General features: G+C 69.0%; 9 protein-coding genes and 2 pseudogenes. 8 read left to right on the forward strand and 3 right to left on the reverse strand.

Features of this window, described 5'->3' with window-relative positions; translation table 11 throughout:
- Together A6302_RS17585 and A6302_RS17590 are read right to left on the reverse strand one after the other, a co-directional pair.
- Positions 1-268 (reverse strand): annotated as a pseudogene (locus A6302_RS17585) (DUF3489 domain-containing protein); the annotation flags it as partial.
- 95 nt (positions 269-363) lie between these two features.
- The gene (locus tag A6302_RS17590) at positions 364-636 is read right to left on the reverse strand and encodes a hypothetical protein (protein ID WP_069308136.1); all 273 of its coding nucleotides are present in this window, start codon (positions 634-636) and stop codon (positions 364-366) included.
- A gap of 110 nt (positions 637-746) precedes the next feature.
- On the opposite strand from A6302_RS17590, the gene A6302_RS17595 reads away from it, so the two are divergent.
- From A6302_RS17595 to A6302_RS17630, 7 genes and pseudogenes are all read left to right on the forward strand, one after another.
- On the forward strand, positions 747-1,343 hold the full coding sequence (locus A6302_RS17595; protein WP_069308137.1) for a hypothetical protein: 597 nt from the start codon (positions 747-749) through the stop codon (positions 1,341-1,343).
- 184 nt (positions 1,344-1,527) lie between these two features.
- Positions 1,528-2,426, forward strand: a pseudogene (locus A6302_RS26295) (terminase gpA endonuclease subunit); the annotation flags it as partial.
- Positions 2,427-2,491: 65 nt separating this feature from the next.
- Positions 2,492-3,544 (forward strand): phage head-tail joining protein, encoded by a 1,053-nt coding sequence (locus A6302_RS26300; protein ID WP_425349174.1) that lies wholly within the window; start codon positions 2,492-2,494, stop codon positions 3,542-3,544.
- Entirely contained in the window at positions 3,544-7,191 is a 3,648-nt protein-coding gene (locus A6302_RS23670) for a prohead protease/major capsid protein fusion protein (protein WP_210183376.1), read from the forward strand. Before A6302_RS26300 ends, A6302_RS23670 begins: the two co-directional genes overlap by 1 nt.
- A 78-nt stretch (positions 7,192-7,269) precedes the next feature.
- Entirely contained in the window at positions 7,270-7,605 is a 336-nt protein-coding gene (locus A6302_RS17620; RefSeq protein ID WP_069308138.1) for a DUF2190 family protein, read from the forward strand.
- Positions 7,605-7,916: a head-tail joining protein gene (locus A6302_RS17625; RefSeq protein WP_069308139.1), complete on the forward strand. Its 312-nt coding sequence runs from the start codon at positions 7,605-7,607 to the stop codon at positions 7,914-7,916. The genes A6302_RS17620 and A6302_RS17625 overlap by 1 nt, the downstream gene beginning before the upstream one ends.
- Positions 7,917-7,921: 5 nt before the next feature.
- Positions 7,922-8,551, forward strand: a complete 630-nt coding sequence (locus tag A6302_RS17630; RefSeq protein WP_069308142.1) for a DUF6441 family protein — start codon at positions 7,922-7,924, stop codon at positions 8,549-8,551.
- A gap of 47 nt (positions 8,552-8,598) precedes the next feature.
- Here A6302_RS17630 and A6302_RS17635 read toward each other — a convergent pair whose 3' ends face one another.
- Entirely contained in the window at positions 8,599-8,823 is a 225-nt protein-coding gene (locus A6302_RS17635; protein ID WP_069308143.1) for a DUF2188 domain-containing protein, read from the reverse strand.
- A gap of 149 nt (positions 8,824-8,972) precedes the next feature.
- Between A6302_RS17635 and A6302_RS17640 the strand changes: the two genes are divergently transcribed.
- Positions 8,973-10,214, forward strand: a complete 1,242-nt coding sequence (locus tag A6302_RS17640; protein ID WP_069308140.1) for a helix-turn-helix domain-containing protein — start codon at positions 8,973-8,975, stop codon at positions 10,212-10,214.
- Positions 10,215-10,256 lie beyond the last annotated feature (42 nt).

The following is a 10,256-nucleotide window of genomic DNA, read 5'->3' on the forward strand; positions in this document are numbered from 1 at the left end:
CGTCCTCGGTCTCGATGCCGATGGCGGCGAGGCCCGCGTCGGTGGCGACCAGCGTGACGCCGTGGCCGTCGCCGGTCTCGCGCCAGACGGGCTCGCCCTTGCGCATGTCGGCGTCGATCTCCTCGAGGAAGCCCTTGGCGATCATCGCGCCGACCACCTTGGCGGCGGCCCCGCCGCGCAGGCTCTCGGGCAGCGGCAGGGCAATGTGGTCTTCGCGCTGTGCGGCGGCGCTGAGAATGATGGCTTGGGTGTCGGACAGCTTGGTCATGGGGTCGTCTCCGTATTCGGGCCCGCGTCATGCGGCGCCTTCTACGACCCCGAGCCGCGCAGGGCGCGCGGCGGGAGTTCCGGCAGCGCCGGAGATCAGCGGGCGTGCTCGCCCTCGCCGAAGGCGCTGTCGGTGATGCGCTTCAGGAGGCTGGCGTAGTGTTCGAGGGTGCCGACCATGGCCCAGCCCACCTCGTCGGGGTGGCAGTTGAAATGGTCGTCGCTGAGGGCCTGCAGGCGGGCGAGCATCTCGTCGATTTCGGCCTTCTTGCTGATGAAGGCGGCGAGCGCGGCTTCCTTGTTCCGGCGCGCCTTCTCGGCGCGGAGTTCGTGGCGCGGGGTGGTGATCGGGTTCAGGCGGGCGGTCATCGTGGTGGCTCCGTGGTGAGTTGCATCGTCTTCGTGGGATCACGTTCCCTCTGTCCGCGAGCTTATCAACTCGATAAGCACATGATTTCGAATGATAATCGGAGCTGTCGATGCAGGGCATGAGCGAGCGCCAGTACGCCGCCCATGTCGGGCTGTCGCGGGGTGCGATCCAGAAGGCGAAGACGGCCGAGCGGCTGGTCCTCTATCCCGACGGCAGCATCAATGCGGCCGCCAGCGACGCCAGGCGTGCCGAGACGACGGACCCGTCGAAGACCCGCAAGCCGCCCGCGCCAAAGCTGAAACCCGTCCCCGAGGCGGCGGTGGCGGCCGTCGGCGACACGCTACGCGAACAGGGGCTGGCGGTTCCGGCGGTGGGCGGCGGCACGACCTTCCTGCAGGCCAAGACCGCGAGCGAGGTGCTGAAGGCGCAGGAGCGGCGCATCCGGCTGCAGAAGCTGAAGGGGGAGTTGATCGAGCGGGCCCGCGCGCTGGCGCTGGTGTTCCGGCTGGCGCGGGAGGAACGCGACGCATGGGTGACCTGGCCTGCACGCGCGGCGGCGCTGATGGCGGCCGAGCTCTCGGCCTCGTGCAGCGACGCGACGGGCCAGCAGATCGCCGTGGAGCCAGCCGCGATGCAGAAGGTTCTGGAAAAACATGTACGCGCCCACCTCGACGAACTCGCCGAGGTCCGGCCCGACTTCCGGTGATGATGACGCACTGACGGACTTCGACGGCGCGGGCGAGATCCTGCGCGCCTGGGGCAACGGGCTGCGGCCCGACCCGGACCTGACGGTCTCGGAATGGGCGGATCGACACCGGATGCTCTCGGGCCGCGCCTCGGCCGAGCCCGGGCGGTATCGGACGGTGCGCACGCCCTACATGCGCGAGATCATGGACCGGCTGAGCCCCGGCGATCCGGCACAGCGCGTCCTATTCATGAAGGCGGCGCAGGTCGGCGCGACCGAGGCGGGGAACAACTGGATCGGGTTCGCCATCCACCAGGCGCCGGGTCCGATGCTGGCGGTCCAGCCGACGGTGGAGCTGGCGAAACGCAACTCGCGCCAGCGGATCGACCCGCTGATCGACGAGAGCCCCGAGCTGCGGGAGCGGGTCAAACCGGCTCGGTCGCGGGACGCGGGCAACACCATGCTGTCCAAGGAGTTCGCGGGCGGCATCCTGATCATGACGGGCGCGAACTCGGCGGTCGGGCTGCGCTCGACCCCGGCGCGCTACATCTTCCTCGACGAGGTTGATGCCTATCCGGCCTCTGCCGACGAGGAAGGCGATCCGGTGACGCTGGCCGAGGCGCGGTCGCTAACCTTCGCCCATCGCCGCAAGGTCTTCCTGGTCTCGACGCCCACCATCCGGGGGCTGAGCCGGATCGAGCGGGAATACGAGCCAGCGACCAGCGCCGGTTCTTCGTGCCGTGCCCGCATTGCGGGGCGATGCAATGGCTGAAATTCGACCGGCTGCGCTGGCAGAAGGGCCGCCCAGAGACGGCGGAGTATCATTGCGAGGGCTGCGACGCGGCAATCGCGGAACACCACAAGACGGCGATGCTGGAGGGCGGCGAATGGCGGGCGACCGCCACGGCCGCCGATCCGACCACGGTCGGGTATCACCTCTCGGCGCTCTATTCGCCGATCGGCTGGCTGAGCTGGGAGCGGATCGTGCGGGCATGGGACGCGGCGCAGGGTTCTGACGAGGCGATCAAGGCGTTCCGCAACACGATCCTTGGCGAAACCTGGGTCGAGACCGGGGAAGCGCCGGACTGGCAGCGGCTCTACGACCGGCGCGAGCGGTGGACATCCGGCACCGTGCCTGCGGGCGGGTTGTTCCTGACCGCCGGCGCGACGTGCAGAAGGACCGGATCGAGGTCGACGTCTGGGCCTGGGGGCGCGGACTGGAAAGCTGGCTCGTCGATCACGTGGTCATCGAGGGCGGGCCCGACCGGCACGACGCGTGGTCGGAACTGACCGCGCTGCTGGACAAAAGCTGGCCGCACGAGCGCGGCGCGCATCTGCGGATCGCGCGGCTGGCCATTGACACCGGCTACGAGGCCCCGGCGGTCTATTCATGGTCGCGGGCGCAGGGGTTTGGGCAGGTCTCGCCGGTGAAAGGCGTCGAGGGGTTCAACCGCTCGAGCCCGGTCTCGGGGCCGACCTTCGTCGATGCGACCGAGGGCGGCAAACGCCTGCGTCGCGGGGCCCGGCTCTGGACCGTGGCGGTCTCGACCTTCAAGGCCGAAACCTACCGCTTCCTGCGGCTGGCGCGCCCGACCGAGGAGGACATGGCCGGACCGTCGCGCCAGTGGCGCGGCGTAAGCCGGCCGAACGCCGACGGGGCGGCGTTCCCGCCCGGCTCGGTGCACCTGCCGCATTGGGTCGAGAACGAATGGCTGAAGCAGCTCGTGGCCGAGCAGCTGGTGACGGTGCGCACGAAACGCGGCTTCGCGCGTCTGGAATGGCAGAAGCTGCGGGAACGCAACGAGGCGCTGGACTGCCGGGTCTATGCCCGCGCCGCCGCCTGGATCGCGGGCGCGGACCGCTGGCCCGACGAGAAATGGCGCGATCTTGAGGATCAGCTCGGGGCCGCCCCAACCGACACCGATCCCGCCGGGCAGATCAACCGGCCGGGACAGGCCCCGCAGCAAGCGCCGCTCCGACTGGCTCGGACGGCGCGGAGGATGGTTTTGAACATGACCGACTGGACGGAAACCGAGCTCTCGGCGCTGCGCCGGGCCTATGCCAGCGGCACGACCCGGGTCAGCTATGACGGCAAGTCGGTCGACTACGGCTCGGCCGAGGATCTGCTCGCCCGCATCCGCACTATCGAGCGGGCCATCGCGGGCGTCAGCCGACCGCTGCCTGTGGCCGGGCTCGCGGGCTTCTCGCGCGGGGATCGCTGATGTCGGCGACCTGGTTCGATCACGCCATCGCCACGGTGGCGCCGCGCATGGCCGCGCGCCGCGTGATGGCGCGGCAGGCCTTCGAGACCCTGACACGGGGCTATGACGGCGCGGCGCGTGGGCGGAGGACCGAGGGCTGGCGCGCGCCCGGCTCCTCGGCCGACACCGAGATCGGCGTGGCCGGGGCGCTGCTGCGCGACCGGATGCGCGATCTGGTGCGCAACAACCCGCATGCGGCCAAGGCCGTGGCGGTGCTGGTCAACAACATCATCGGTGCCGGGATCATGCCGCGCGCCGCCAGCGGCGACGACAAGCTGGACCGGAAGGTCGACGCGCTGTTCGAGCGGTGGACGGCGGATTGCGACGCCGACGGCCAGCTCGACTTCTACGGCCTGCAGACGCTGATCTGCCGCGAGATGGTCGAGGCGGGCGAGGTTCTGGTCCGTCGAAGGCTGCGGCGTGCAAGCGACGGTCTGCCGGTGCCGCTGCAATTGCAGGTGCTGGAGGCCGACTTCCTCGACGCCACGAAATCCGGCGCCATCGGCGCAGGACGCCTCGTGCAGGGGATCGAGTTCGATCCGCTCGGCAAGCGCCGGGCCTACTGGCTGCATGCCGAACACCCGGGCGACGCCTATGGCGCCCTGCAGAACGGCCTGCAGAGCCGCCCGGTCCCCGCGACCGAGATCGCCCATGTCTATGAGAAGCAGCGCACGCAGGCGCGCGGTGTTCCCTGGGGCGCGCCGGTGATCCGCTCCTTGCGCGACCTCGACGATTACGAGGTGGCCGAACTGGTCCGCAAGAAGACCGAGGCCTGCGTCACCGCCATCGTCTTCGGCGACGACGAGGCGCAGCAGGGCATCGCGCCTTCGGTGGTTGATGCCGACGGCAACCGGGTCGAGCAGTTCGAGCCGGGGCTGATCGCCTATGCCCGCGGCGGCAAGGACATCCGCTTCAACCAGCCCGCTGCCACCGGCGGCTACGGCGAATACAAGCGGGCAAGCCTGCACACGATCTCGGCGGGGTTCCGGGTGCCCTACGAGCTGCTGACCGGCGACCTCAGCCAGGTCAACTATTCCTCGATCCGGGCCGGGCTCGTCGAGTTCCGCCGCATGATCGACGCCGTGCAGTGGCAGCTCTTCATTCCGATGCTCTGCGCCCCGGTCTGGCGCTGGTTCACCGAGGCCGCATGGGCAGCGGGCCAGATCCCGACGCCGGACGTGCCGGTGGAATGGTCACCGCCGAAGTTCGACGCGGTCGATCCCTACAAGGACGCGATGGCCGACCTGCTGGCGATCCGGACCGGCACGATGACGCTGGCGCAGGCCATTGCCCGACAGGGTCATAACCCGGACGCGGTCCTCGCGGAAATCGCCGCGACCAACGCCAAGCTCGACGCGCTGGGACTGGTGCTCGACAGCGACCCACGCCGCGTCACCAAGACCGGCAGCGCACAATCCAAGGACGGGGCCAGCGATCCGGTGACCGATCCGGCCGCCGACGAACAGGACACTGACGACCCGGCTGCCGACGCGGACAATGACCCGGCTGCGACGCGGACAATTACCCGGCGCAGGCCGACCAACAGGACTGACCCCATGGACACGATGATCGAACTGCCGGCCATGCGCCGGTCGGCGGAGCTTGCGCCGAACACCGCCGATGCCGACAGCCGCACCGTCGAGGTGGTCTGGTCGGCCGGGGCCCGCGTCCGGCGCGCCACCTTCTTCGGCGAGCCCTATGACGAGGAACTGAGCCTCGACCCGGCCCATGTCCGGCTCGACCGGCTGAACGCGGGCGCGCCGTTCCTGAAGGTGCACGAGCTCGACACGCTCGACGCGGTGATCGGCTCGGTCGTGCCGGGCTCGGCGCGGATCGAGAACGGCCGCGGCATCGCGCTGGTGCGGATCTCCGAGCGTGCCGACGTCGAGCCGATCTGGCGCGACATCCAGGCCGGGCACATCCGGGCGGTCTCGATCGGCTACCAGGTCCACCGCTTCGAGGTCTCGAAGCCCGAGGCCGCCCGCGAGCTTTGGCGGGCGGTCGACTGGACGCCGTTCGAGGTGTCCGCCGTCGCGGTCGGCGCCGATCCCGCCGCGGGCTTCCGCGCCCAGCATCCCCTTCACGACTGCGTCCTTCACCGCCGGGACGCCCCCACAGAGCAAGGAGCATCCCCGATGACGGACAAGACCCAGCCCCCGGCGAGCGACGCCGCAACCCCCACCACCCAGCCGACCGCGCCGGTCGAAACCGAGGAGACCCCCATGACCGAGCCGAAAGCGGCTGCGCCGGACCCGAAGGTCGCCGCCAGCGAGACGCGCAGCCAGCCGAAGACGCAGGCAACGCCCGCGCCTGACACGGAGGCGGTCGCCACCCGCGCCCGCGAGGCCGAGCGTGATCGCGTCTCGACCATCTACGATCTGACCGGCCGCCTGAACCTCGAGCGCGGCTTCGCCGAGGATCTGGTCAAGCGCGGCGTCAGCGTCGACGAGTCCCGCCGCCTGATCCTCGACCAGGTCGCATCCAGGTCGGACGAGACCCGGACCTTCCCCCATGTCTCCGTCCCGCTCGGCGGCCGGGACGAGCGCATCACCCGCCGCGACGCGGTGGCCAACGCGCTGCTGCACCGCTACAGCCCGACGCTCTTCCAGCTGGAAGACGCCGCGCGCCAGTATCGCGGCATGACCCTGCTGGAACTGGCCCGCGAAAGCCTCGGCAATGCCGGGGTCAACACGCGCGGCCTGTCGCGCGACGAGGTGGCGACGCGCGCGCTGCACTCGACCTCGGACTTCCCCGAGATCCTGTCGGCGGTCACCAACAAGACCCTGCGGCAGGCCTACGAGGCCTATCCCCGCACCTTCATGCTGTTCTGTCGCCAGGTGCTCGCCACGGACTTCAAGGCCATGCACCGTGTGCAACTGGGTGAGGCCCCGCAGCTTCTGGAGGTCGGCGAGAGCGGGGAGTTCAAGCGCGGGACGCTCGGCGAGAGCAAGGAGAGCTACAAGGTCAAGACTTATGGCCGGGTGGTCGCGATCACCCGCCAGACCCTGATCAACGACGATTTGGACGCCTTCACCCGGATCCCGGCGATGTACGGCAACTCCATCGCGCAACTCGAGTCGGACGTGGTCTGGGGGATCATCACCGCCAACCCGGCGATGGCCGACGGCAACGCGCTCTTCCACACCACCCACAAGAACCTCGCGGGCACCGGGGCGGCGCTGGACGTCGGCAGCGTCGGCGCGGCCCGCGCCGCCATGGCCAAGCAGACCGGCCTCGACAAGAAGACGGTGCTGAACGTCCGGCCCGCCTTCCTGATCGTGCCCGCCTCGCTGGAACTGAAGGCCGAGCAGCTGGTCGCCCAGAACCTCGTGCCCGCCGCGACCTCCAGCGTGGTGCCGCAGTCGATCCGCACCCTCGCGCCGATCAGCGAGCCCCGGCTCGACGCCGCCAGCGAGACCGCCTGGTATCTGGCGGCGAGCCCCAACCAGATCGACACCATCGAGTACGCCTATCTCGAGGGCCAGCAGGGCGCCTACATCGAGACTCGCAACGGCTTCGATGTCGACGGCGTCGAGATCAAGTGCCGCCTCGACTTCGGCGCCAAGGCCATCGACTGGCGCGGCCTCTACAAGAACCCGGGCGCGTAACCCGCACCCGAACGCTGAACCCTGACATGCGGGCGGTCCAATCGGGCCGCCCGTCGTCTTTCCACGAGGATCCTCCCCATGAAAAACTACGTCCAGCCCGGCAACACCATCACCCTGATCGCCCCCTATGCCGTCGCCTCCGGCGATGGTCTGCTCGTCGGCTCCATCTTCGGCATCGCCGCCGGGGACGCCGCCATCGCCGAGCCCGTCGAGGCTGCGCTCGTCGGCGTCTTCGACATCACCAAGGTCGGCTCGCAGGCCTGGACCGTCGGCGCCAAGGTCTATTGGGACGACACCAACAAGCGCTGCACCACGGTGGCGACCGACAATACCCTGATCGGCGTGGCCGTCGAGGCCGTGGCGAGCGGCGCGGGCGACACCATCGGTCGGGTGCGCCTGAACGCGACGTTCTGATGGGCGCCTTCGCCGCCGCAGTCGGCGCGCTCTTCGCGGATCCCAACATCGGCCGGGACGCGGTCTACATCGCCGACGGCGGCGCGCCCGTGCTGGTGCGCGCCGTCGCCCGGCGCGCGGATGCCGTCTCCGACTTCGGCGATGCCCGGCTCTGGTCCGAAACCACCCGGATCGACCTGCGCGTCGCCGAGGTGGCGAACCCACGCCCCGGCGACAGGATCGAGATCGACGGCGAGGCCTTCCTCATTCAGGGCGAGCCCGTGCGCGACCGCGAACGGCAGGTCTGGACCGTCGATCTGAGGCCCGCGTGACGGCCATGAAGCTGAAGCTCGACATCGATCCCGACATCGTCGCGATGATGGCGGCCGAGGTCGCGGCGGGCGAACGCGCGGTGACGGCGGCCATGCGCGAGGCCGGGTCCGGGCTGAAGAGCGCATGGCGGTTGCAGATCACTGGCGCAGGGCTCGGCACACGGCTGGCCAACTCGATCCGGAGCCAGAACTTCCCGAGGTCGGGCGAAAGCCTGGAAGCCGCGGCGCTGGTCTGGTCGAAGGCGCCGGTCATCGTGGGCGCGCACGACACCGGCCCGCTGATCCGCTCGAAGGATGGGTTCTGGCTGGCGATTCCGCTGCCAGCCGCAGGCAAGTCCCTGCGGGGGGGCAGGATCACGCCCGGCGAATGGGAGCGCCGCCGTGGCCTGCGCCTGCGCTTCGTCTATCGCCGCACCGGTCCGAGCCTGCTGGTGGCGGAGGGGCGGCTGAACACCAAGGGCCAGGCGGTGGTCTCGCGCTCGAAGACGGGGCGCGGCAAGGTCACCGCGCCGATCTTTCTGCTCGTGCCGCAGGTCAAGTTGCCGAAGCGTCTGGACCTGGCCCGGGATGCAGACCGGGCGTTGGACAGCGTGCCGGGGCTGATCGTGGCGAACTGGGCGGAGGTGCGGTTCTGAGGCGCGAGTGGTCGCGCGGAGGGCCTCACGGGTCCTCCGCGCGGTTCTCAGCCGCGGGGCGGGAACGGGTCGTTTCCGTAGCTGTTGCGCTCGCGGATCCGGCCGTCACGTCCGTGGATCAGAACTTCGCTCTGCTGGTTGCGCGCAATCTCGGTGGCCCGATCGATTGCCTCGGCTTGAGTGCCGTAACGCGCCGTGTCGCGGTTGTTCCCGGCGCCAAGGACTGCCCAACCGTCCTCGCGCCGAACCACGTGCTGGTTCTTGCCTGCCATGCCCATCACCTCCATTCGCTGGCTTGGCTACGATGTGGTGTGCGGAAATCGAACGTTCAAGTAAGAATTTGACGTTAGGGTTCGATCAGCCTATCTTGTGCCCACGTGGGGGGCCGGGAGAAGCCCGACACGCACACCGAGGAACCGACATGAACCGCACCGAAATGTCTCGTCGATTGAGGGAGGCACGAGAACTCGCATCAATCAATCAGGGCGAAGCCGCCGAAGCGCTCGGCCTTCCCCGTACGGCCGTCACTCAGATCGAAGGAGGAAACCGCGCAGTGTCCACCATGGAACTTGCGCGACTTGCGAACCTCTATCGTCGTCCGGTCAGCTGGTTCCTGGCAGACGCGCCGGATACCGAGGAGGACGTCGTCGTGGCGCTGCATCGAATTGCCCCCGGGCTCGACGCAGATCCGGAGGTGCGGATCGAGGTGGACCGCTGCGTGCAAATCTGCCGCGAAGGTGTCAGCCTGGAGAGCTTGCTGGGGCGCGAGGAGCGGGATGGGCCGCCAGCATATCGTGAGCCCGTACCGAGATCGACCGGGGAAGCCGTCGCTCAGGGCGAGCGTGTGGCTGAACAGGAACGAAGGCGACTTGAGCTTGGAAGCGCCCCGATTGCCGACGTGACGGAATTGCTCGGCGATCAGGGAATCTGGGCATCGGTCGTCGATCTCCCGCACACCATGTCTGGCTTGTTCCTGCATCATCCGAGCATCGGCATGGCAGTGCTCGTGAATTCGGGCCATGTACGCGCCCGCCAGCGCTTCTCGCTGGCGCACGAGTACGCGCACGCCCTCATGGATCGGAACAGGGTCGTCGGCGTCAGCAGCGCGGACAACAGCCGCGAAAGGATCGAACAGCGCGCGAATGCTTTCGCCGCCGCCTTCCTGCTTCCCGAAGCGGGCCTCGAAGAGGAACTGCGCCAGCTAGGGAAGGGCCAGCCGGCGCGCACTGATCAGATCGTCTTTGATGTGGCGACCGGCGGCAGCATTCAAGGCCAGCTGCGTCCGGCGCCGCGCTCCCAGACGATCGGCTTTCAGGACGTCGCTTTCATCGCGCACAGGTTTGGAGTGAGCTATCAGGCGGCGGTCTATCGTCTGAAGAGCCTTCGCTACATCAATCAACCGGAGAGCGTCCTGCTTCTTTCATCCGAGCAGGAGGAGGCCGGGAGAGACTATCTGCGCGCATTGGACCTGTTCGATGATCTCGAGGAGCCGGTGAGTGGCAAGAGAGGAACCCGAGAGCTTCGGGGCCGCGTGGCGCATCTGGCGCTCGAGGCGTATCGTCTCGGCGAAATCTCCCGAGGACGACTTCTCGATGTGGGCAAGACCGTCGGCGTTGACGGGCGCAAGCTGCTTGAGCTTGCGGAAGCAGCGCGAGCCGAGTGACGCCCACGATGCCTGCGCCGCCACCTATCGTTCTCGTCACCG

Source organism: Methylobrevis pamukkalensis, from assembly GCF_001720135.1.
Lineage (GTDB): Bacteria > Pseudomonadota > Alphaproteobacteria > Rhizobiales > Pleomorphomonadaceae > Methylobrevis > Methylobrevis pamukkalensis.